Origin of the sequence: Neptuniibacter halophilus (assembly GCF_030295765.1) — a bacterium.
GTDB lineage: Bacteria > Pseudomonadota > Gammaproteobacteria > Pseudomonadales > Balneatricaceae > Neptuniibacter > Neptuniibacter halophilus.
Genome location: NZ_AP027292.1, coordinates 1,510,530 through 1,532,286, shown reverse-complemented (window position 1 = coordinate 1,532,286; position 21,757 = coordinate 1,510,530). Strand labels below are relative to the sequence as shown.

Annotated in this window: 17 protein-coding genes; 9 read left to right on the top strand and 8 right to left on the bottom strand. The window is 54.9% G+C overall.

What is annotated here, in order from left to right; all coding sequences use genetic code 11:
• Positions 1-10: 10 nt before the first annotated feature.
• Positions 11-1,621, bottom strand: coding sequence for a methyl-accepting chemotaxis protein (locus tag QUD59_RS07125; RefSeq protein WP_286240484.1), 1,611 nt, complete (start codon positions 1,619-1,621; stop codon positions 11-13).
• A 527-nt stretch (positions 1,622-2,148) separates the two neighbouring features.
• Between QUD59_RS07125 and QUD59_RS07120 the strand changes: the two genes are divergently transcribed.
• The 4 genes from QUD59_RS07120 to QUD59_RS07105 all read left to right on the top strand — a co-directional run bounded on the left by QUD59_RS07120 (position 2,149) and on the right by QUD59_RS07105 (position 5,996).
• A complete protein-coding gene (locus QUD59_RS07120; RefSeq protein ID WP_286240483.1) occupies positions 2,149-3,132 on the top strand; it encodes a TRAP transporter substrate-binding protein in 984 nt (327 codons plus the stop codon).
• 211 nt (positions 3,133-3,343) lie between these two features.
• Positions 3,344-3,931: a TRAP transporter small permease gene (locus tag QUD59_RS07115; RefSeq protein ID WP_286240482.1), complete on the top strand. Its 588-nt coding sequence runs from the start codon at positions 3,344-3,346 to the stop codon at positions 3,929-3,931.
• Positions 3,931-5,328, top strand: a complete 1,398-nt coding sequence (locus QUD59_RS07110) for a TRAP transporter large permease (RefSeq protein WP_286240481.1) — start codon at positions 3,931-3,933, stop codon at positions 5,326-5,328. Before QUD59_RS07115 ends, QUD59_RS07110 begins: the two co-directional genes overlap by 1 nt.
• Before the next feature lie 167 nt (positions 5,329-5,495).
• Complete coding sequence (locus tag QUD59_RS07105) at positions 5,496-5,996, top strand: hypothetical protein (protein WP_286240478.1); 501 nt, start codon at positions 5,496-5,498, stop codon at positions 5,994-5,996.
• Here the strand turns inward: QUD59_RS07105 and QUD59_RS07100 are convergent.
• Positions 5,975-6,799: a substrate-binding periplasmic protein gene (locus tag QUD59_RS07100; RefSeq protein WP_286240476.1), complete on the bottom strand. Its 825-nt coding sequence runs from the start codon at positions 6,797-6,799 to the stop codon at positions 5,975-5,977. The genes QUD59_RS07105 and QUD59_RS07100 overlap by 22 nt on opposite strands.
• Positions 6,800-6,879: 80 nt before the next feature.
• Between QUD59_RS07100 and QUD59_RS07095 the strand changes: the two genes are divergently transcribed.
• On the top strand, positions 6,880-7,806 hold the full coding sequence (locus tag QUD59_RS07095) for an RluA family pseudouridine synthase (RefSeq protein WP_286240475.1): 927 nt from the start codon (positions 6,880-6,882) through the stop codon (positions 7,804-7,806).
• Positions 7,807-7,821: 15 nt separating this feature from the next.
• On the opposite strand, the gene ilvA is transcribed toward QUD59_RS07095, so the two are convergent.
• Complete coding sequence (ilvA, locus tag QUD59_RS07090; protein ID WP_286240474.1) at positions 7,822-9,339, bottom strand: threonine ammonia-lyase, biosynthetic; 1,518 nt, start codon at positions 9,337-9,339, stop codon at positions 7,822-7,824.
• Between the two features lie 158 nt (positions 9,340-9,497).
• Between ilvA and rpiA the strand changes: the two genes are divergently transcribed.
• Complete coding sequence (gene rpiA / locus QUD59_RS07085) at positions 9,498-10,169, top strand: ribose-5-phosphate isomerase RpiA (protein ID WP_286240473.1); 672 nt, start codon at positions 9,498-9,500, stop codon at positions 10,167-10,169.
• Positions 10,170-10,254: 85 nt separating this feature from the next.
• Here rpiA and QUD59_RS07080 read toward each other — a convergent pair whose 3' ends face one another.
• The 4 genes from QUD59_RS07080 to speB form a co-directional block, all read right to left on the bottom strand.
• Complete coding sequence (locus QUD59_RS07080; protein ID WP_286240472.1) at positions 10,255-11,706, bottom strand: aldehyde dehydrogenase family protein; 1,452 nt, start codon at positions 11,704-11,706, stop codon at positions 10,255-10,257.
• A gap of 16 nt (positions 11,707-11,722) precedes the next feature.
• Positions 11,723-13,339 (bottom strand): 5-guanidino-2-oxopentanoate decarboxylase, encoded by a 1,617-nt coding sequence (locus tag QUD59_RS07075; protein WP_286240470.1) that lies wholly within the window; start codon positions 13,337-13,339, stop codon positions 11,723-11,725.
• Between the two features lie 79 nt (positions 13,340-13,418).
• The gene (locus QUD59_RS07070) at positions 13,419-14,825 is read right to left on the bottom strand and encodes a YjiH family protein (RefSeq protein ID WP_434025545.1); all 1,407 of its coding nucleotides are present in this window, start codon (positions 14,823-14,825) and stop codon (positions 13,419-13,421) included.
• An 80-nt stretch (positions 14,826-14,905) separates the two neighbouring features.
• On the bottom strand, positions 14,906-15,862 hold the full coding sequence (gene speB, locus QUD59_RS07065) for an agmatinase (protein WP_286240469.1): 957 nt from the start codon (positions 15,860-15,862) through the stop codon (positions 14,906-14,908).
• A 190-nt stretch (positions 15,863-16,052) separates the two neighbouring features.
• On the opposite strand from speB, the gene QUD59_RS07060 reads away from it, so the two are divergent.
• Positions 16,053-17,453 carry a sigma-54 interaction domain-containing protein gene (locus QUD59_RS07060; protein ID WP_286240468.1) on the top strand — a complete coding sequence of 467 codons (1,401 nt, stop codon included), beginning with the start codon at positions 16,053-16,055 and terminating at the stop codon, positions 17,451-17,453.
• Between the two features lie 4 nt (positions 17,454-17,457).
• On the opposite strand, the gene QUD59_RS07055 is transcribed toward QUD59_RS07060, so the two are convergent.
• Entirely contained in the window at positions 17,458-17,856 is a 399-nt protein-coding gene (locus QUD59_RS07055) for a heavy metal-responsive transcriptional regulator (RefSeq protein ID WP_286240467.1), read from the bottom strand.
• A 598-nt stretch (positions 17,857-18,454) separates the two neighbouring features.
• Here QUD59_RS07055 and QUD59_RS07050 point away from each other — a divergent pair.
• Positions 18,455-21,274, top strand: a complete 2,820-nt coding sequence (locus QUD59_RS07050; RefSeq protein WP_286240466.1) for a DUF748 domain-containing protein — start codon at positions 18,455-18,457, stop codon at positions 21,272-21,274.
• A gap of 279 nt (positions 21,275-21,553) precedes the next feature.
• On the top strand, positions 21,554-21,748 hold the full coding sequence (locus tag QUD59_RS07045; protein ID WP_286240465.1) for a hypothetical protein: 195 nt from the start codon (positions 21,554-21,556) through the stop codon (positions 21,746-21,748).
• The last annotated feature ends 9 nt before the right edge of the window (positions 21,749-21,757 follow it).

Here is a 21,757-nt window from a genome sequence, read left to right as displayed (position 1 = left end):
TCGTCTGAGATTACAGCTTAAAGCGCTGTACCATCACTTCCAACTGGCTGGCCAGTGTGTTCAGCTCATGGGCTACATCGTTCAGCTTACCTGCCCGGGATGAGGTGTGCTCAGCCGTCTGGGCGATCTCATGCACGCTGGCTTCCACGCTGCTGGCCATCTCGGTCTGTTCTTTCACGGAGGAGGAGACCATATGGTTCATATCGTTGATCATCCGAACCTCTTCGGCGATCTTGGTCAACGCGTCGGAGGTTTCCTGAACTTTGGCGACCCCGGCCTCGGCACTGACATGAGCTTCATCCATGACAGCCACAGCATCGCGGGCGTCCTGTTGCAGCTCTTCGATAATCGCGTTGATCTCTTCGGTTGAGTTGCGGGTCTTGCTGGCGAGGGTACGTACCTCATCGGCTACCACGGCAAAGCCCCGGCCCTGCTCACCGGCACGGGCGGCCTCGATCGCGGCGTTCAGCGCCAGCAGGTTGGTCTGTTCGGCAATCTTCTGGATCACTTCCAGTACGGTGCCAACGCTCTGGCTCTGTTCATCCAGTTTGTTGATAACTGCCAGTGCCTTGTCGATGTTGTTTTTCAGCGCTTCAATCGCGTTGATCGCTTCATGGGTGATCGCGGTACCTGCCTGACTCTGCTCAAGGGCAAGGTCAGAGGCCGAAACGGTGTTTTCGGCGCTGGCTTCGACACTGCGTGTTGCGGCTTCCATCTGTTCCATCGCGGAGGCGACGGCGCTGGTCTGCATCTGCTGGTTGTTCACCGCACTGTTTGCCAGATCGGCAATCTCATTGATCGAGGTACTCGAGGTGCTGAGCTGGTGGACTGTGGAACTGACTTTGCTGAGGCTGCCGTGGAAATCTTCCAGCATCACATTCAGGGCGTTGGACATCACTCCGATCTCATCTTTGGAGTTCACATCGATACGCAGTTTCAGGTCGGAGTTTTCATGGATCGTGTGGATCGTTTTACCCATCTTCTTCACCGGACGCACGACCAGACGGCCCAGCAGGAAGCTGATCAGTAACAAACCGACAATAAACAGGATAATCTCCGCCACAGCCACGCTGATCAGGTTGCTGCGGATGGTGTTATCCAGATTTTCGTAAGAGTAGGTGACACGCACAGCACCCAGCACATTGCCCTCTTCGGTCTGGTGGCAGAGCAGGCAGTTAGTGCCTTTGTAATCTGGCAGCGCTTTCATAGGCGTGACGACGGTCAGGCGGTGGCCCTTCTCATCGTCAAACTCTTCTACAACGTGTTCACCCTGCATGGCACGACGGTCGAGATCGTCCATGATTTTTGAGTCCGGGGTGCCGGGGCCATAAACGTTAGTCACCAGATCGCCCCTGATGATGCGGGCTTCCATTACATCCGGGTTGGCAAGAATTTTGTTCTGCAGAGTCTGTCGGTTGGCCATGGCGCCACTGAGCATCAGGATGTTGATGCTGTCGAAGTAGGAGTCTGCAGTATCCGTGGTATTTTTCGTGACAACCTCAGCGACCAGACCTGACTCGCTACGGTAGATCGCAGTGAGGGAACTGGCAAGAATGATGAGGAATACAACCGCAAGGGATAGATTGACCTTCGTTTGAATGGATAAGCCTTCCAGTTTCACTGCACAGCTCCTGCTCGTAACACGTCGTAGTTATCATAGTTGTGGTCTAAGGAACCTGCGAATCAGTCTGCTTGAGTGCGCCGCAGGCCCTGAAGCCAGCAGCATACCTGCGTAACCCGTTCGCACGTTTCCTAATCATAAGGCCAAGACAATAGTTCGTATACCCCCCCGTTGAGACGATAGCGGGATTTAGATCAATAAAACGGCTATTTGGTCTGTTTGGATGCCTGTGGTGCTTTTTTTGGTCGGGTAATGGGTGAAGATCCCCCTCCGTTGGAGCGTGATTTTGGCGGAATTCCGCCAAAATAACAGAGGCTTTGCTGAGCGTCCTGAAAAGATTTATTTGATTTATTTGCTTTTAAATCAATGCCTTAAAATTTTATTTTGGCATTTCTTTGTTAGTTGGCCTCTATCTTGCTCTTATCTGGGGTGCAAATTCAAAAAATCTGTTGCTGCTAAAACAGAGGCTCTGAATTTCAAACAAAACAACGATAAATCACAAAGTCAAAATAACAGGAGATGCAAAGATGCGTTTACTGACTGCTGCTGTCACTTCCCTTGCCCTGACTCTTGGCGCCCAGGCTGCCGTTGCTGCCCCGGTAGAGATTAAGTTCTCCCACGTAGTGGCAGAAAACACCCCTAAAGGCCAGATGGCAATCAAGTTCAAAGAACTGGTTGATGAGCGCCTGGCGGGTAAAGTAGAAGTTAAGGTGTTCCCTAACTCTCAGCTATTCGGCGATAACAAAGTACTGGAAGCGATGCTGCTGGGTGATGTGCAGATGGCTGCACCTTCCCTGTCCAAATTCCAGAAGTACACCAAACAACTGCAGATCTTCGACCTGCCATTCCTGTTCAAAGACATGGCTGCGGTAGAGAAGTTCCAGAACAGCCCTGAAGGTCAGGAGCTGCTGAACTCCCTGCGTAAGAAAGGTCTGGTGGGTCTGGGTTACCTGCACAACGGTATGAAGCAACTGTCTGCCAGCTCTCCGCTGAAAACGCCGGCAGATGCGTCCGGTAAGAAGTTCCGTATCATGACTTCTGATGTACTGCAGGCGCAGTTCGAAGCGGTTGATGCGGTACCTCTGAAAAAGCCATTCTCTGAAGTATTTACCCTGCTTCAGACTAAAGCGATCGATGGTCAGGAAAACACCTGGTCTAACATCTACTCGAAAAAATTCTTCGAAGTACAGCCGTTCATCACCGAGTCTAACCACGGTGTTCTGGACTACCTGGTTGTAACCTCTGCTGAGTTCTGGATGGGTCTGGATGAAGGCCTGCAGGCTGATATCCAGAAAGCGCTGAACGAAGCGATCAAGCACGGTAACGATATTGCTGCGCAGAAAGCGGATTCCGATAAGCAGCAGATCATCGATTCCAAGCGCTCTGAAGTGCTGAGCCTGACTGACGCAGAACGTGCGCAGTGGGTTGAAGCGATGAAGCCTGTCTGGAAGAAATTCGAAGATGAGATCGGCGCTGACCTGATCAAGGCTGCTGAAGCGTCTAACAACTAAGTCTTGTCGGCAGGCTGTTTTTCAGGCTGTCGTGACTTAATTGTAAAGGCAATAAACCGGGTCGGGCGTTCGCTCCTCCCACCCGGTTTTCTCCTCCCGGAACACTCAGAGGAGAGCTTCGGATCCAATGCCGAAGCAACGGGAGCTGTCCTGTGAGTAGTGTTCAACGCAAGCATAATGATAACGACGAGTAGTCGCATCGGGGGCCGTTATGGTACGTAATCTCGTGACAAAACTGGAAGAGGGTTTTCTCTCCGTTCTTCTGGTTTCAATGACTTTGCTGGTGTTCGCTGAAGTGGTGGCCCGCTTCGGTTTTAACGCCGGTATTCACTGGGCGCAGGAGGTCACTCTTCTGCTGGCAGCCTGGTTTGTTCTTTTTGGCGCCTCGTATGGCGTGAAAGTGGGTGCTCACATCGGTGTCGATGTTTTTGTCAAAATGATGCCGCACAACACCCATCGTTTTATCACTCTGGTTGCTGTCGGGCTTTGCCTGATTTATTGCGGCCTGTTTCTTTACGGCTCCTGGATCTACCTGAGCAAGATGAAGATGATCGGTATCGAACTGGAAGATCTGCCGGTGCCGAAGTGGATTCCGATGAGTATTCTGGTAATCGGTTTTGTCCTGCTGATCGTGCGTTTTCTCCAGCTTGGCTGGAAAGTTGTGACCGATCAGGCCGAAGGTTTCCACTTCGCGGATGAAGCTGAGGAATCAATGGAGCTGGCTAAAGAGCTGGAAGAGACAGCACTGGCTCAGGATCCGGACAAAAATAAAGCGAACAAAACCGAGGGGGATAAATAATGACTATCGCGGTACTCTTTATCACCCTGTTTGGTTGCATGCTGATCGGTATGCCGATCGCAATCGCGCTGGGTCTTTCATCGGTAACAACTATTCTGTTGTTCTCCAATGACTCACTGGCTTCGATTGCCCTGAAACTGTTTGAAGCGACGTCTGAACACTATACGTTGCTGGCGATTCCTTTCTTTATTCTGTCTTCTGCATTCCTCTCTACCGGTGGTGTGGCTAAGCGTCTGATCAACTTCGCGGTTGATTCCGTAGGTCATATTAAAGGTGGTCTGGCGATGGCTTCGGTTATGGCCTGTATGCTGTTTGCGGCGGTATCCGGTTCTTCCCCGGCAACCGTAGCGGCGATCGGTACTATTGTTATTGCCGGCATGGTTCGCTCCGGTTATCCACAGTCTTTCGCTGCGGGCGTTATCGCTAATGCGGGTACTCTGGGTATTCTGATTCCGCCGTCTATCGTTATGCTGGTTTATGCGGCGGCAACGGAAGTATCTGCTTCGCGGATGTTCATGGCGGGCTTTATCCCCGGCCTGATGATGGGTCTGATTCTGATGATCGCGATCTACATTGTGGCGCGGATCAAGGGGCTGCCATCACAGCCGTTCCCGGGCTTCAAGGCACTGGCTAAATCCGGCCTGATCGCGCTGGGTGGTCTGATGCTGATCATCATCGTACTGGGTTCTATCTACGGTGGTATTGCATCGCCAACCGAAGCTGCTGCAGTGGCTGCCGTATACGGCTATCTGATTGCGGTGATGGGTTATCGTGATATCGGCCCGATGAAAGGTTCGCCATGGCGTAAAGAGGGCGAAGCGCTGCCGTCTGCGGTGGTACGTAACAGCCTGCAGATTCTCTGGGCATTCCCGAAATCGATTACCGATCCGGAAGTACGCAAGGTGATTCTGGATGCGTCTAAAGTATCCATGATGCTGCTGTTCATTATCGCCAATGCGATGCTGTTCGCTCACGTGCTGACTACCGAGCGTATTCCGCACACCATTGCAGAAACGATTATCGCCTGGGGCCTGCCTGCATGGGGCTTCCTGATTGTGATGAATATTCTGCTGCTGATCGCCGGTAACTTTATGGAGCCGTCTGCGATCCTGCTGATTATGGCGCCGATCCTGTTCCCGATCGCAATGAAGCTGGGTATCGATCCGATCCACCTGGGTATCATCATGGTGGTGAACATGGAGATCGGTATGCTGACACCGCCGGTGGGGCTCAACCTGTTTGTGACCGCCGGGATAACCGGGCAGAACATGGTCTGGGTTATCAAGGCATGTCTGCCATGGCTCTGCCTGTTGCTGGGCTTCCTGATGCTGATTACCTACGTTCCGCAGATCTCGCTGTTCCTGCCGGAATATATCGATCAGTTGAAAGGATACTAACCCTATCAACCCGAAAGTCCGGGAGGCATTCCTCAACGCCTCCCGCTTTAATCTGTTGATTAGTGCTTTAACCACCGCTTGCGGTGGTTTTTTTTGGTTGAAAATTGGGCTGCGGGCAGCAGTGCGGGTATAATCGCCCTTCTTTTTTACTGGGGGATCGAGTCGCCGTGTTGGGTTACATTGCCGCGCTGTGGGGGATTAGTGGGATCTGTCTGTTACTGGGCAGTGCGATCTATCGTTTAAGCGCGATCGGCTGGCAGACCTTTAGTTATGAACTCACCTGGTATCACTGGCTGGCGCTGGTGGTCTGTGTGCTGTTTATGGGTTTTGCCGAAGGCTACCGTGGCTTCCAGCAGGCCTGGTCGCCCCGGGTTGCGGCACGCATTCTCTATCTTTCACAGCATGTTACTTTGCCCCGCCTGATACTGGCACCGTTGTTCTGTATGGGCTTCTTCTCCATTGTCCGCAAACGAATGATCGTCACCTACTGCCTGACCGGCGGAATTATCGGTATGGTGCTGCTGGTGCATCAGTTGGAACAACCCTGGCGCGGTATCGTTGATCTTGGCGTGGTGACGGGCCTGATCTGGGGCCTGAGCTCACTGTTGCTGTTTACGCTGCAGGCGTTTTTCGGTGATCGTTTTGATCATTCACCGGAGATGCCCTGAGCCTTTACCTCAGGAAGGGGCGCAGGCGACTGATAGTGGTAACGTTGCAGAATCTGCTGAAACAGGTTCTGTCCCTGCATATTGTGTTTCTGTTTCACCCGTTCAAGGGATAGCTGATAGGTGTTGACGATCTGGTCATCTGTGGCCGGGTTAAAGGCAAAGTACAGCTCTCCCGGCTCGCCAAGCGGTAGTACCACCTGATAAAGATCGGAGCGTAACCCCAGCCGATTCTGAATTGAATTGGCTACATTCAGGTCGTATGCCCAGAGATCGATACGGCCCAGATCGAGCATTTTTGCGGCGGTATCCGGGTCCGACAGAGTAATAATGGTCAGGCCCGACACGTTCATCTCTTCCAGCAGCAGGCCGCCAATGTCGTTGCGGATAACACCGACCCGATAACCCTGAAGCTGTGCAGTATCTGTCAGGGGGAACCGCTCTGAGGCCTTTCCGATCAGTACGTTCTGGGTGGTGGCGATAGGCCCTACCCACTTGAACATCGCTTCGCGCGCCGGTGTCCGGAAGGTGGAAAATAACACACTGTCAGCCTGACGCTGAACCCGTTCATAGCCGCGGGGCCAGGGCACCATCTGGATATTCCGGATGCTGTAGGGGGCGTCGATATCTTTGAAGATCAGATCCAGCAGTTCCACCGATATGCCTCGTGGCTGATGGTTCTCCTTAAAGTTGAACGGTGGATAGTTCTCGGAATAGAACAGTAACTCTGCAGAGACCTGCACAGAGAAGCAGAGCATAAACAGAACACTCAGCCAGCGCTGATGTAAACTCTTGGTTAGTGACATAAACAGATAACCTTCAGGGCCATTCTCTGAGTTTAGCTCAAGACACAGAGGCCACGGCGGAATAATCGGTAAGCAGACAGATGGCTGATAGCTTCAGGCTGCAATTACGGGCAGGAACAGCGACCCGCTCTTTGCAGGCATTATTACAGAAATCTCTGGCGCGGGGACATATCAGTCAGTTACCGGAGCTCTGGCAACAGGGGCGGATACGGGTTGAGGGGAAGGTGGCTGTGGCTGATCAGCCCCTCTGCTCAGGGAGCCGGGTGGACGTGGAACTGCCCGGGCATTATGAGCAGGAGACCGATACCCGGTGGCGTTTGCTCTGGGAGAATGACGCGTTGATGGTGGTGTTCAAGCCGGCGCTGTTGCCGGTCAGTCGCACGACACGGAACTTGTATAACACCTTGATCTCGCTGGTGCGGCGAGAGACCGAGTACTGTGAAGCGCAACTGTTGCACAGACTCGATACCGAAACAGCCGGGCTGCTTCTGCTGGCCAAAGATAAAGCAGCGGATAAGCGTTATAAACCGCAACTGTCGCAACTGATCAGGCGTAAGCTTTACCGGGCCTGGGTCAGCGGGGAGCCGCAGTGGGAGCAACAACTGCTGGAAGTTGAGCTTTCGGAAAAGGTGGGTAGCGCGATCCGCAGTCAGGTCTATGTGGTTGACCCGTTACAGCCGGAGGCTTACCCGAAACCCAAACTGAGTAAAACCGGCTTTCGCGTATTACGCCGTGAGTCAGGGAAAAGTTTGCTGGAGTGTGAACTGTTTAGCGGGCGTAAGCATCAGATCCGGGCCTCACTGGCCCATCTCGGCTATCCGGTGATTGGCGATAAGATCTATTCCCATGGTGGGCGTTATTATCTGCAGCGATTACAGCAGCCGCTGCAGGAGGAAGATTTTGCCCGACTGGGTGCCGGGCATCAGTTACTGCTGGCCTGGGGGCTGGAGCTGAATCTGCCGCAGGGGAGTGTGTGTATCCACTGCCCCCCGGATTGCGGCTACTGAACCGGTGTCAGGCGTTCAGCCAAGAAACAACTGGTAGGCCTGATTGTCAGTCTCTTCCCAGTAGTTGTAACCGATCTCTTCGAGGAACTGCTCAACCTGTGGTCGTTCAGCGGGTGGCACCTGCATGCCGACCAGAACCCGGCCATAGGCTGCACCATGGTTACGGTAGTGGAACATGGAAATATTCCATTTACCGCCCAGTTTGCTGAGGAAGTTCATCAGCGCGCCGGGACGCTCCGGGAATTCGAAGCGATAGATCACTTCGTTTTCCAGATTCTCCGGGGCATGACCGCCGACCATGTAACGAACGTGGATCTTGGCGATCTCGTTGTCGCTGAGGTCTTCGACTTGATAACCCTGCCCACGCAGTTCGCTGACCATCTCCTCACGGCCATCACCACCGGCTTTGAGCTGTACGCCGGCGAAGACAACCGCTTCGCTGGAATCGCTGTAGCGGTAATTGAACTCGGTGATATTACGTTTGCCCAGCGCGGAGCAGAACTTCTTGAAACTGCCTGGCTGTTCCGGGATCTGTGCGGCGATGATCGCTTCACGTTTTTCACCCAGCTCAGAGCGCTCGGCAATGTGGCGCAGACGGTCAAAGTTGACGTTGGCCCCGGAGTCGATCGCGATCAGGGTTTTGTCCTCAACCTGTTCCCGCTCAACATATTTCTTCATACCGGCAACGCCCAGTGCGCCGGCCGGCTCGCAGATAGAACGGGTATCGTCATAGATATCCTTGATGGCGGCACAGATCTCATCGGTAGAGACAGTGACGACCTCATCTACGTAACGCTGTGCCAGCTCAAAGGTGTTTTCACCGATCAGGGCCACGGCGACGCCATCGGCAAAGATACCCACCTGATCCAGTGTCACGCGTTTGCCGGCGTCCATTGCTGCTTTAAGACAGGCGGAGTCTTCTGACTCAACGCCGATGATCCTGGTTTCCGGGCGCAGATACTTGCTGTAGACCGCGATACCGGCCACCAGACCGCCACCGCCCACCGGTACAAAGATCGCTTCAATCGGGCCGGATTCCTGACGCAGGATCTCCATGGCTACCGTACCCTGACCGGCGATCACATCCGGATCGTCGAACGGGTGGACGTAGGTCATGCCTTTTTCGGCGACCAGTTTCTGGGCGTGTGCGGAGGCCTCATCAAACGCATCACCGTGGAGTACCACTTTACCGCCCAGACGTTTGACGTTGTTTACTTTCACGTCCGGGGTGGTTTTCGGCATGACGATGGTGGCTTTAACACCCAGCTTGCGGGCAGACATCGCCAGTCCCTGAGCATGGTTACCTGCGGACGCGGCAACCACGCCACAGGCGCGTTCCTCTTCACTCAGGTTCGACAGTTTGTTGTAAGCGCCACGGATCTTAAACGAGAAAACCGGCTGTTCATCTTCCCGTTTCAGCATAATTCGGTTATTCAGACGCTCTGAAAGGCCTTTTGCTTCTTCCAAAGGTGTCTCGACCGCCACGTCGTAGACGCGGGCTTCGAGTATTTTCTTGATATATCGATCTGGCATCTGAATCGCCTGCATTTCGTCTGAATAAAAGTTGGCCGGAAATGGTAAAGCCAAACCCCCTGTTACGTCTACAACAGGGGGCAAAAGCTGCGTATAATTTGCGCAAATTGACCCATTCATGGCGAACCTCGCCAACCCGCAACCTACAGGTGCCTATCATGACCCAGGACGAGATGAAAAAAGCAGTAGCCGACGCTGCTGTGGAGTACATCAAACCTAAACTGAACGAAGAGAGTATTGTTGGTGTAGGTACCGGCTCTACCGCCAATTTCTTTATCGATGCACTGGCGGAGATCAAGCACCTGTTTGATGGCGCAGTCGCCAGTTCTGAAGCGACAGCAGAACGTCTGAAGAGCCACGGCATCCCGGTTTATGATCTGAACAATGTAGCCTCCATGGAGGTGTATGTGGACGGTGCTGATGAGTTCGATTCCGGTCTGAATCTGGTGAAAGGGGGCGGCGGTGCCCTGACCCGTGAGAAGATCGTTGCGGCGGTGGCAAAAGAGTTTGTCTGTATCGTCGACAGCAGTAAAAAAGTCGACATTCTCGGGGGCTTCCCGTTGCCGGTTGAGGTGATCCCTATGGCCCGCTCTCAGGTGGCCCGCGAACTGGTAAAACTGGATTGTATGCCGGCATGGCGTGAGGGTTTTGTCACCGATAACGGTAACCTGATTCTGGACCTGCACGATCTGGAGATCATGCGCCCGAAAGAGCTGGAAAAGCAGATCAATAATATTGTTGGCGTGGTCACTAACGGCCTGTTTGCCAACCGCGGTGCCGATGTAGTGCTGATGGGTACGCCTGAAGGCGTGGAAACCATCACCCTCTGATCCTCTCTGAGGCAAAAAAGCCCCGCACCTGCGGTGCGGGGCAAAGATACAGACTCCGGATGGTGCTGTATAACAATCAGAATGCTCAGGTTGGTTGGGTAATGTGCTTAACCTCCAGATAAGCACTCATCCCCCAGGGCCCCAGTTCCCGGCCGATTCCGCTACGCTTGAAGCCACCCCAGGAGGTTTCGGCAAACACCACCTGCAGGCTGTTAATCCAGATATGTCCGGCCTGAAGCTGTTCAGCCACCCGCTGCGCCCGTGACGGATCGGCGCTGATTATGCCTGCTGCAAGACCAAATTCGCTGTCATTGGCCAGCTCAATCGCTTCCTCTTCCGTGCTGAAACTGCGCACACAAAGTACCGGACCAAAGATCTCTTCACGCCATAATGGATGGTCGGCAGGGACGTCGGTAAAGATGGTGGGTTCGATAAAATAACCCTGTGCAAAGCCCTCGGCGGGATTTCCGCCGGTCAGCAGTTGCAGCCCACTGTCGCGGCCCTGCTGAATGTATTCGAGCACTCGTTGATACTGGGTTTTACTGGTCAGTGGGCCCATCTGTACGCCTTCATCAAAAGCACCGCCCAGTTGCAGTGCCTCAGTGGCCTGTTTCAGGCGCTGCAGCAGAGGCTGCGCAATCGACTCAGCGACCAGCAGGCGCGAGGTGGCAGAACACATCTGGCCGCAGTTGTAGAAGATACCGCCCATGATCCACTCAACCGCGGCATCTATGTCGGCATCTTCAAACACCAGCATCGGTGATTTACCGCCCAGTTCCAGACTGACACTTTTCATCTGGGTGGCGGCGCTCTGCATCACTTTTTCGCCTACGGCATTGCTGCCGGTGAAGGAGATCTTATCCACACCCGGATGGCTGGTCAGCGGTGCACCAACGTTGATGCCGTCGCCGCAGATAATATTGATCACCCCGGCTGGCAGGCCAACCTGCTGTGCGATTACGCCCAGCTCAAGCTCCAGCAGTGGCGTGATCTCCGATGGTTTGAGCACTACGCAGCAACCGGCGGCGAGCGCAGGCGCCACCTTCCAGGCGGTGGTCACAAACGGGAAGTTCCAGGGCACGATCAGCGCGGCAACGCCGGCGGGTTCGAGGCGGGTCTGTGACTGGTAATCGGTAGCCGCCAGTGCTACCGGGCTGTTCTGCCGGGTATCCAGCAGCTCTGCCTGATCGGCGTAGTAATCCCAGCAAGCGATCGCATCCGCGATATCGATCTCCGCCTCAAACAGCGGCTTGCCGTTATTCAGGCTGGACAGGGCCGCCAGTTCTGCTGCGCGCAGTTCGATCTGGCGGGCAATTGCACGCAGATACTCCGCACGCTGCCGGCCACTAGTGTTACACCACTGGCCAAAAGCGTTGCGTGCTGCGCAGACCGCACGATCCACCTCGGCTGAGGAAGCCGCAGCCACATGGGCTATCACCTGCTCGGTAGCCGGGTTTATCACTTCGAGGTGGTTGGCCTGTTCTGCTGCTACCCACTCGCCGTCGATAAACAACTGATGGTTAGGTTGAATCTCCATTCTGTTTACTCCGTTCTCAGGCTTCGGCTTGCAGAAACGCGGCGTCTTCACGCACTTCGATCAGGGTAGGTCGGTCGCTTCGTGCGGCCTGTTGCAGCAGTTCGGCCAGTTGGCTGAAACTTTCGGCAGTTTCGCTGTGGCAACCGAAACCGCGGGCGATGGTCTGGAAATCCGGGGTGTAGATATCCACGCCGATGGTCGGTATATCCCGACGCTCCATGTAGTGCTTGATCTCGCCATAGCCGCTGTTGTTCCACAGCAGAATGATAATCGGTGCCCCGGCTTCTACGGCCGAGGCCAGCTCCGGCAACGTGAACTGGATGCCGCCGTCACCAATCAGGGCGACAACAGGCTGTTGCGGTGCTGCCAGTTTGGCGCCGATGGCCGCGGGCAGACCGTAACCGAGCGTGCCGTAGCCGGTAGAGGAGTTAAACCAGCTACGCGGCGCCGTGGCCTGATACAGATGGTTACCGGAGTAAACCGGTTGCGTGGAATCGCCGGCGATAATCACGCCGGGGAGGCTCTCCTGCACGGTTTTCAGAACCTGCTGCTGAGCGCTCCATTCGGCTGGCCACTGCTGATCCAGTTCTGCCTGAACCGCTGCAACCCGTGCCGGGCCATCGGTTTGGTTATCCACAGGTGTGTGTTGCAGCGTCTGTGCGAGGGCTTCCAGTGCCAGTCCGGCATCACTGAGAATCGCCAGATCGGCCGGGAAATTGCGGTTGAGCTGCTCGGCATCCAGATCGATCCGGATCAGTTCACCATTAATTGCGAAGCCGCCATCAAAAACCACGTCATAGTCGGTTTCGCCCAGCTCTGTGCCAACCGCCAGTACCAGATCTGCCTGTTTCACCATCTCCCGGACCGGTTCCAGAGATTGATTGGAACCCAGACTCAGGGGGTGGTTCGGCGGCAGTACGCCTTTGGCGTTGATGGTCAGCAGGGTCGGTGCATTCAGTGCTTCAACCAGTTGCTGTGCCGGTTGTGCTGCATCCGTGCAGCCACCGCCGAGCAGGACTACCGGCGAAGTTGCCTGGCGCAGACGCTCTGCAGCCTGTTCGATGGCTGCAGGGGACGGGCCCGGACGGTGCGGCAGAGCTGCGGGTTTACGGCTGAGGTGATCCGCGGGAGCGGTGATTACATCCAGCGGAATCTCAATATGTACCGGGCGTGGTCGGGCGCTGTTAAAGACCGCAAATGCGCGTGCCAGTACCGCAGGCAGCTCATCCGGACGCATCAGGGTATGGTTGAATGCGGAGACTCCGCTGATCATCTCGCGCTGACCGGGCAGCTCATGCAGGCGGCCATCGCCCATGCCCAGTTCACAGCGATGATTGACGCTGGAGATCACCAGCATAGGGATCGAATCCGCATAGGCCTGACCCATGGCGGTGGCGATATTGGTCATGCCCGGACCGGTGATAATAAAGCAGACGCCGGGCTGGCCGGTGACACGGGCGTAGCCATCGGCCATAAATCCGGCCCCCTGTTCATGCCGGGGGGTGATGTGTTGTATCTGGGTGTTCGGCAGGCCCCGGTACAGTTCTACGGTGTGTACGCCGGGAATACCGAAAACAGTATTGATGCCATAGGCTTCCAGCAGTTCTACCAGAACCTCTCCGCAAGTGGTCATGGTTATCTCCTGAATAAAGTCGGGTTTAAGACTGACGCCGCCCGGAACCCGGAGCGGCGTCTGGGGTTGCTCTGTCAGATCAGAACACCAGTGTGTGGGCGATCAGCGCAATAATCGGCAGGGTGATCAGGGTGCGCAGGATGAAGATGATAAACAGTTCCAGCAGGTTCAGCGGGATCTTGGATTTCAGCAGCAGTACGCCCACTTCAGACATATAGATCAGTTGGGTCAGTGAGACACAGGCAACTACGAATCGGGTCAGCTCGCTCTCGATACCTTTACCCAATACCGCCGGCAGGAACATGTCGGCAAAGCCAACCAGCATCGCAGGAGCTGCAGCGGTTGCCTCTGGCAGGCGCAGCAGTTCCAGCAGCGGGATAAACGGGTATGAGAGCCAGGTGAAGACCGGAGTAAACTCAGTCAGCGCCAGCGAAACCGTACCGATCGCCATCACCAGAGGCAGCAGACCAAACCAGATATCAGTGACATTCAGCAGGCAGCTTCGGCCCAGTGCTGCTGCACCCGGCGCGTTGGCGGCACGGCGCAGTGCCTGTTCCAGTCCCCATGAGAACAGGGAGTGTCCGTTTGGCACCACTTCTTTAATCTGTTTTCCGCGGCTGCTGTACTCATCTTTTTTCCAGCTCAACGGCGGCAGACGCGGGGTGATCACGGCTGCGATCAGACCGGCTACAACCACGGTGAGGTAGAAGGGGATAAACAGGTGATCGAGACCGATAAAGCTGCTGATCAGCAGGCTGAAGGCGATCGATGCGATGGAGAAGTTAGTCGCGATGACGGATGCTTCACGCTGAGAGTAGAAGCCCTGCTCATACTGCTGCGTGGTAATCAGTACCCCAACGGTACCGGAACCCAGCCAGGAGGCGACCGCATCGATGGAGGAGCGGCCCGGCAGACGGAAGACCTTCTGGAAAATATTCCGCACCAGCGTGCCGATAAACTCCATAAAACCGAAGTCCACCAGAAACGGCAGGAGAATCGCAGCAAAGAAGAAAAAGGTGATCAGGACCGGTGCCAGATCCAGCAGCATTACGCCGCCGGTGTTGCGGTTCCATACCCACTCCGGGCCCACCTCGAACAGAGTCATGGCTGCAAACGCAGCGCCAATGACCCGCAGGGCCAGCCACAGGCCTTTAGGCGTGAACACTTCAACTAGTGTGCTGTCTTTACTGGCCCAGCGGGGTTTCAGCAGTGCAGCATAGAGTGAGACCAGTGCTGACAGCACCAGCAGGGACGTAGCAAACGCAGGCAGGTAGTCCTTGGTCAGGGCCTTCAGTTCGTCAGCGAGCACGCCCATGCCGATAGTGACTTTGCCATCCACCATGACCGGTGTCAGAAAGAACAGCACCCCGACCACAGAGGGGATGATGAACTTCAGGTAGGTGGAGAGGCTGTGCTTGCGGTGCGTTTCATCCTTGTCGGTCAGCAGTACGCTCTCTGCTTCCGTTTGATCAAGATGTTGATTCATGGTTTAACCTTCGTCTTGTAGTTATTTTGGCATAACCGGGCCCGGCCGTATGCACTGACAGCTAACGGGCCCGAAAAAAGTTAGCCCTGGTAGTTCACGCCAGGCAGAACACAGAGCATTTCGTAGAGCAGGTTGGCGCCAAGCAGGGCGGTGTTGCCGCTGTTGTCGTAAGGCGGAGAGACTTCCACCAGATCGCCACCGACGATATCCAGACCGCGACAGCCACGGATGATCTCCAGTGCCTGTGGCGTGGTCAGACCGCCGACTTCGGCAGTGCCGGTGCCCGGGGCATAGGCCGGGTCGAGGCCGTCAATGTCAAAGCTGATATGAACCGGACCGCCGCCGACTTTTTCACGCACTTCGGCCATCAGGGGTTCCAGAGATTTGTGCCAGCACTCCTCGGCCGTGACGACGCGGAAGCCCTGATCACGGGACCAGTCGTACTCGTCGATGGAGTAGCCGGTGCCACGCAGGCCGATCTGAACCACACGGTCGCAGTCCAGCAGGCCTTCTTCTACTGCACGGCGGAACGGCGTGCCGTGGGCGATTTTTTCGCCAAACATGTGGTCATTGATATCGGCGTGAGCATCGACGTGAATCAGGCCAACCGGGCCGTGTTTCTTTTTCAGTGCGCGCAGGATCGGCAGGGCGATGGTGTGGTCGCCGCCCAGCGTCAGAGGGGCGATGTTATGTTCCAGCACCTTGTCGTAGAACGCTTCGATAATCCGGATACTGTCCTGCAGATTAAAGGTATTGATGGGCACATCACCGATGTCGGCCACCTGAATGCTGTTAAACGGATCGGCACCGGTAGATACATTGAAAGGGCGCAGCATCCGCGATTCATCACGCATCTGACGGGGAGCCAGACGTGCTCCCGGGCGGTTGGAGGTGCCTATATCAAAGGGGACCCCGATAAACGCCGCATCCAGATCGGCTGAGGGTTCGGCGGTAGGTAGGCGCATAAACGTGGCCGGGCCGCCGAAGCGTGGCATCTCGTTGCCCCCCAGGGGCTGGTTAAAACGGCGTTCAGACATGGCGTTATCCTTATGTGAATTTCTTGTCATAAGGAGTTTTAGCCAGAACTGTGCCAATTTTATTTTTTATTGTTTTTCAATAAGTTGTAATCTTTTGATTCATTATTGAATTGCGGTGTGCTGGGATTTGATTCTTAAATGAATTATGATTCATTTTTGATAGTATGCGGCGGCAAGAGGTCAGGGGCAGGTGAATCGATCAATTAGCGAAAGAGCGTTGGAGCTGGTGCTGGAGAAGTCCCGCGACAACATCATGATTGCCGATGGCAACGGTGTGATCCTGCAGGCGGGGAGTAATTGTGCCCAGATTTATGGTCGCTCGCTGGAGCAGATGCTCGGTGCATCGATCTATGAGCTGGAGCAGGAAGGGGTACTTAAGCCTTCGGTAACCGCGCAGGTACTGCAACAGCGTAAACCCGTGCAACTGATGCAGGCGACCCGTACCGGGCGCACGGTCATGGCGGAAGGTTTTCCGGTGTTTGATGAGCAGGAACAACTGGTTCGTGTGATCAGCTTCTCGCAGGATCTGACCGATCTGCAACTGCTGCAGCAGGAGTATGAGTTGCTGCAACAGAAGCTGGCCCGGCGTGGTTATCCTGCGGGTGAAACGGTACAGGTAGATGAACTCTGCTTTAAAAGTCAGGCCTTAAAAGAGATCTATGAACTGTTGCAGCGGGTAGCCCCGACCGATGCCAGTTTGCTGCTGCTGGGGGAATCCGGGGTGGGCAAAACGGCCATTGCTCAGCTCTGTCATCGCCTCAGTCCGCGCGCGGCAGCCCCTTTTATCGAAGTAAACTGCAGTGCGATTCCGGAGAGTCTGTTTGAGTCGGAGATGTTTGGTTATGCGCCCGGCTCCTTCACCGGTGCCTCACGGCAGGGTAAACCGGGCCTGATTGAGCAGGCAGATGGGGGCACCCTGTTCCTTGATGAAGTAGGGGAGCTGCCGCTGGCGATGCAGGCGAAACTGCTGAAAGTTCTGCAGGACGGAGTCGTGACCCGAATCGGCAGCACCACGTCTACCAATATCGATTTTCGTCTGGTCAGTGCGACCAACCAGAATCTGCATGATCAGGTCGTCGCCGGAGAGTTTCGGTTGGATCTGTATTACCGGCTGAATGTGATGCCGGTGATGATTCCGGCGCTGCGCGAACGACCCGAGGATATCCCGGTGTTGCTGGATCATGTGCTGGTGCGTCTGAATCAGCGCTATCAGCAGGATAAAGTGCTGGATGAGCAGGCCCGGCAGCAACTGGTTCAGTATCCCTGGCAAGGTAATGTGCGTGAACTGGAGAATCTGCTGGAGCGCTTCTACGTGGCCAGCCCGGGCAATCTGATTCAGTGCGAGTTACCGGTTTATGCTCAGGCCGGTGCTGAGCCCATGCCTGCCCCGGTGGCGCCGGTCGTGGTGCCGGCGGCAGGTCTGTCCGGGCGAAGCCTGAATGAGGCATTGGACGCCTACGAAAAGCAGTTGCTGGAGGAAGCACTTAAGCAGTGTGATACCACCTATCAGTTGGCGGAATCTCTGGGCCTGAGCCAGCCGACCGTGTTTCGCAGGCTACGCAAACATGGTCTCAAAACCGGGCTGCGCTGAAGGCTCAATGCTGAAGGAAGTCGATGATCGGGCACTCAGAGACCGGCCCTTCACCACAGCAGCGCTCTGACAGTTGTTCGAGCGAGTGCTGAATTTTCTGCAGTTCACTGATCTTGCTGCGCACCAGATCGATTTTATGTTCGACCTGTTGTTTAACCAGAGCGGAGCTTGAATCAGGCTGGACCTGAAGCGAGAGCAGTTCGCCGATCTCCTGCAGGGAGAAACCAAGCTCTTTGCCTCGTTGGATAAAGTGCAGTCGTTGCAGGGTGTGTTCTGAATAAACCCGGTAGCCGGATTCAAGACGCTGCGGTTCCGGAATCAGACCGCGCTTTTCATAGTATCGGATGGTCTCGACACTGATGCCGGACTGTTTGGCCACCTGGCCGATCTTGAGCTGTTTCATACTGCCTGTTTAACACAGGCAGTATGTTCGCTCAATGACGTGGTCTGTAATTACAGTACCACGCGGCTTACAGCGATGCTGGCAGGCATAGTAATCCATGCCAGTGCTACCAGATTGATCAGGATCCAGCCAAAGCCAGAAGAGTCGCGGAAGTTTTCGTTATCAGCCATGAAAGTCACCCTCAAATTTCAGGCAGCAGTATCTGTGTCGGGCCGGCGAAGTAAACAGCGGGTTACTTCATCCCAGGGTTGAGCACTTGTGCGCTTCTTGTTTGGGATCTGGCCACAGAGCGTCTGCTTAGTGGTTAAAGTTGCATAGAACTGTCTTTATTGATCGGCGAACGCTATCTGGCCGTAAACGGTAGCAGGGCCCACTGATCGTATAGATTCGGCGCGGAATTTTATCAGGGCTGGTTAAATTTTGATAGGCGGAATATATCGTTAATTTAGGTATTGATAGTAGGTATTGATCATTAAAGAAATAAAGCCAATTGCGGTGGTCAGGGAATTTTGCTTTTCCCGCCGTTCAGACTCTACCCTGTATATGAATCTGGATTATCATAACCGCTGTTATCCGCGAAAAGATGAGCGAAAGGATCATGCTTAGGTTTCTAGTCTGTTTTGTGATTGTTGTTGCGTTATTGCTGCATAACCTCCCGCTGCTGGTGCGTGATCAGGCCGTGCTCTGGCTGCTGGATAACGGCGCAGAGGAGGCGCGTCTGACGGCGCTGGAGGTGGACTGGTTGCGTGGGCAGGTCGAGCTTCGCGGGCTGCATGCGGCAGCGGAAGGTAAACCGGCGCTGGAGCTGGAAAGAATTGCGGTTGATCTCGATTACCAGCAACTGACAGAGAAACGGATTCGTCTGTCCAGCCTGCAACTGAGCGGAATTAATATCGGTATCCGTGAACAGGCTGAGCAACTATGGCTGGGCCCGCTGGACCTGAACAGTCTCTCCTCAGGAGGCGCTGAAGACACTGCGTCAGAGGAACCCTCAGCATGGAGTTTTGGCTTAGATCAACTGAGTCTGGAGCGGATTCGGTGGCAGGCCGAAATGGCCGGACTGACCCATCGTCTGCAGCTCAATCAGGGTGAGCTTGCCCACCTCTATCTCTGGGATCAGGAACAACCGGTCCGGCTTGATCTGGACGGTGAATTTAACGGCGCGCCATTACAGTTAGCGTCCAGTTCCAAACCTCTGCCGGACGATAAAAGCTCCGAGCTGAGCCTGAAACTGGATAACTTTCCCCTGCACAGCGTGACCGCACTGTTTCTGCCCTCCCTGCGCGGTTATATCGACCTCGACCTGAAAATTCAGGCCGAAGGCAATCTGAACAATGTCGAAAGCCAGCTCATCCAGAGTGGTTCTGTTCGCCTGCGGCAGTTCAGGTTCAATCAGGATGATCTTAATCTGAATCAGGAAAGTCTGGCCTGGGATGGACAGCTCAGGCTCAAGTTAAAAGGTTCGCAACTGGTGAGCCTGGAGCATCAGGGGGATACCCGCTTGCAGGGGCTGGCGCTGGATCTGGCCGATACCCGACTGCGTCTGGCCGGACTGAATCTTAAAGACCAGTTGCAGATGCAGGGGGTGAATAACATACAGGCCCGGGGGCTTGATCTGAATGCTTCCGGAGTGGATTTGCAGGTTGCCGGGCAGCAGATTAAAGCGACTAGTCTGGGGTTGAAGGGAACGGTTAATACTCCGGATCTGGCTACATGGCAGGCGCGTGTTGCTCCGCTCAACACAACAGGGTTGTCCGTGGCCGCCAGTGGTGGTGAATCCGTGCAGTTGCAGCAGTTGTCCTTGAACGGTGATCTGCAGCGGGCGGCTGACGGCGCTCTGAAACTGGAACAACTGGTGGTAAGCCTCAAACAGTTGGCGCTGGCTCAGGCAGAACAGCAGTTAGGCGTTGGTAGTCTGGATCTGAGCGGCTCCGTTAACAGCCCGGATATGGCCGCGTGGAACGTCACAGCGCCTGATCTGGCGATTAATGATCTGCAGCTCACTCATCAGCAGACACCGCTTTTGAGTGTGGCCGGTGCCAGTGTTAAAGGGATTCAGGTACAACATCCGGAACGTATTGCGGTATCAGCGCTCAGGCTGAATAAGCTCCGGGTGGAGGGAGAGCAGGCCCCGCTGACCCAGTGGCAGACTATTGGCGTGGACGAGCTGACCCTGCAACACTTGCAGCAGTTGCGTATTGCCCGGCTGACGCTGGGGCCAAGCCAGAGCCGGGTAAGACTGTCGGATAAGCGAGGCCTGCCGGATCTGGACTGGCTGCTGGCCCGTCTGGCTCCGCAGCAACCGGCGAAGGCGAAGGCTTCGGCAGGAGATGATAAGGCGTCTGATTTCAGGGTACGTATTGATCAGCTGGCGTTGCAGGGCAGTAATCTGCTGGAGTTTCAGGATCAGGGCGTCAGGCCGGTCTTTAAGACCAAACTTGATCTCTACCATCTGCGCCTGAAACAACTGGACACAGGCTCCAAAGGCGAGACCGGATTTGAATTTAAAGCTAAGAGTAACTTTTCTGAGTTAAGCGGTGACGGGGCGATTGAACTGTTCAGTGGCAACTACGGCGGTCACTGGCAGGCACGGGTTAAAGGGCTCGACCTCCAGCACATGAGCCCCTATGCACTGGCCTATACCGGCTACTATCTGCAGAGCGGGCAGTTAAGTCTGGATAGTTCGGGCACCATTAAAGACCGCAACCTGAAAGGCAGCAATGATATTCGCCTGAACAAACTGCAGGTGGAAGCGCAGAACAAGGCGCGCAGTGATTCGTTTGACCAGAAGGTGTCTATGCCACTGGGTACCGCGATCATGGTGTTACAGGATAATGAGGATAATATCGATCTGGATATTCCGCTGGATGGATCACTGGATGACCCGTCGTTTGGCTACCAGAGTGTGATCAACAAGCTGGCGGGTAAAGGCCTGAAAAACGCTGCGCTTGGTTATCTGGGTAATGCATTACAGCCGTTTGGTGCGCTGATCTCGATTGGCCGGATGGTCATGGATGCACAGAGCAGTGGTTCTTTTATCACCCTGCAACCGGTCGAATTTGTGCCTGCCGGAGCCGAGCTGAATAGTGAATCGGATGCCTACATGCAGAAGCTGGCCGGGCTGATGAACGAGCGTAAGGGCATTCGCATGAATATTTGTGGTCTTGCGGTGGCGGCCGATCAACCTCTGCTCTGGGAGCAGTTGCTGAAGGATAATGAAAAAAGTAAGCAACCGCTGGAAGAAGCAGCGCTTCAGGCTGAGCTGGAAGAACGTATGCTGGCGCTGGCCGAGTCGCGTAGTGATCAGGTTAAACAGGCACTGCTGAATCAGGGTATTGATGTGGAGCGTCTGTTCAGTTGTTACCCGAAAGCCAACTTGCAGGATCAGGAAGCGCCGCGGGTGATGCTGGGCTTCTGAACCTCTGAAGGCGGCTACGGCCGCCTTATTCATGCCTCTGCGCTGTTTTTTACTCTGAAAATTAGCGTTTGTTCAAAAAATGTACGATCTGCTGCTATACTGGCTCTGAAACAAACGCATGTTTGATGGGTTTGTTGTCTGAGATCCTTTCTCGAAGGGGCAAAGAGCGCAGCGCACAACAGAGGCAGATTACACTGCCCGTCGCTGTGCTGAGGGAAAGTTATACTGACGGAGTTGTCTGCTTGAGGATCTCGCATAGTTGATTATGCGGAGGTCATCATGAAATCTGTAACCCTGCCAGCCCTGTTGCTGGTTCCGGTTTTGCTGGCGGCACCCCGGGTGGATGCCGCACCGGTAAAACAGATCGAAACACAAGCGGTTGAACAGCCTGCATCTGCGCTGGTACAGGAGCAGCCGCAGGACAAAAAAAGCCGGCTCTATATGGCGCTGCTGATGGCGCTTAAAAACCGATAGCGGATCAGA

Excerpts from the sequence above, each read along its gene's own strand:
- QUD59_RS07120 (WP_286240483.1), top strand. The coding sequence starts at position 2,149 with ATGCGTTTACTGACTGCTGCTGTCACTTCCCTTGCCCTGACTCTTGGC.
- QUD59_RS07115 (WP_286240482.1), top strand. The coding sequence starts at position 3,344 with ATGGTACGTAATCTCGTGACAAAACTGGAAGAGGGTTTTCTCTCCGTT.
- QUD59_RS07110 (WP_286240481.1), top strand. The coding sequence starts at position 3,931 with ATGACTATCGCGGTACTCTTTATCACCCTGTTTGGTTGCATGCTGATC.
- QUD59_RS07100 (WP_286240476.1), bottom strand. The coding sequence starts at position 6,799 with ATGTCACTAACCAAGAGTTTACATCAGCGCTGGCTGAGTGTTCTGTTT.
- QUD59_RS07095 (WP_286240475.1), top strand. The coding sequence starts at position 6,880 with ATGGCTGATAGCTTCAGGCTGCAATTACGGGCAGGAACAGCGACCCGC.
- ilvA (WP_286240474.1), bottom strand. The coding sequence starts at position 9,339 with ATGCCAGATCGATATATCAAGAAAATACTCGAAGCCCGCGTCTACGAC.
- rpiA (WP_286240473.1), top strand. The coding sequence starts at position 9,498 with ATGACCCAGGACGAGATGAAAAAAGCAGTAGCCGACGCTGCTGTGGAG.
- QUD59_RS07080 (WP_286240472.1), bottom strand. The coding sequence starts at position 11,706 with ATGGAGATTCAACCTAACCATCAGTTGTTTATCGACGGCGAGTGGGTA.
- QUD59_RS07075 (WP_286240470.1), bottom strand. The coding sequence starts at position 13,339 with ATGACCACTTGCGGAGAGGTTCTGGTAGAACTGCTGGAAGCCTATGGC.
- QUD59_RS07070 (WP_434025545.1), bottom strand. The coding sequence starts at position 14,825 with ATGAATCAACATCTTGATCAAACGGAAGCAGAGAGCGTACTGCTGACC.
- speB (WP_286240469.1), bottom strand. The coding sequence starts at position 15,862 with ATGTCTGAACGCCGTTTTAACCAGCCCCTGGGGGGCAACGAGATGCCA.
- QUD59_RS07055 (WP_286240467.1), bottom strand. The coding sequence starts at position 17,856 with ATGAAACAGCTCAAGATCGGCCAGGTGGCCAAACAGTCCGGCATCAGT.
- QUD59_RS07050 (WP_286240466.1), top strand. The coding sequence starts at position 18,455 with ATGCTTAGGTTTCTAGTCTGTTTTGTGATTGTTGTTGCGTTATTGCTG.
- QUD59_RS07045 (WP_286240465.1), top strand. The coding sequence starts at position 21,554 with ATGAAATCTGTAACCCTGCCAGCCCTGTTGCTGGTTCCGGTTTTGCTG.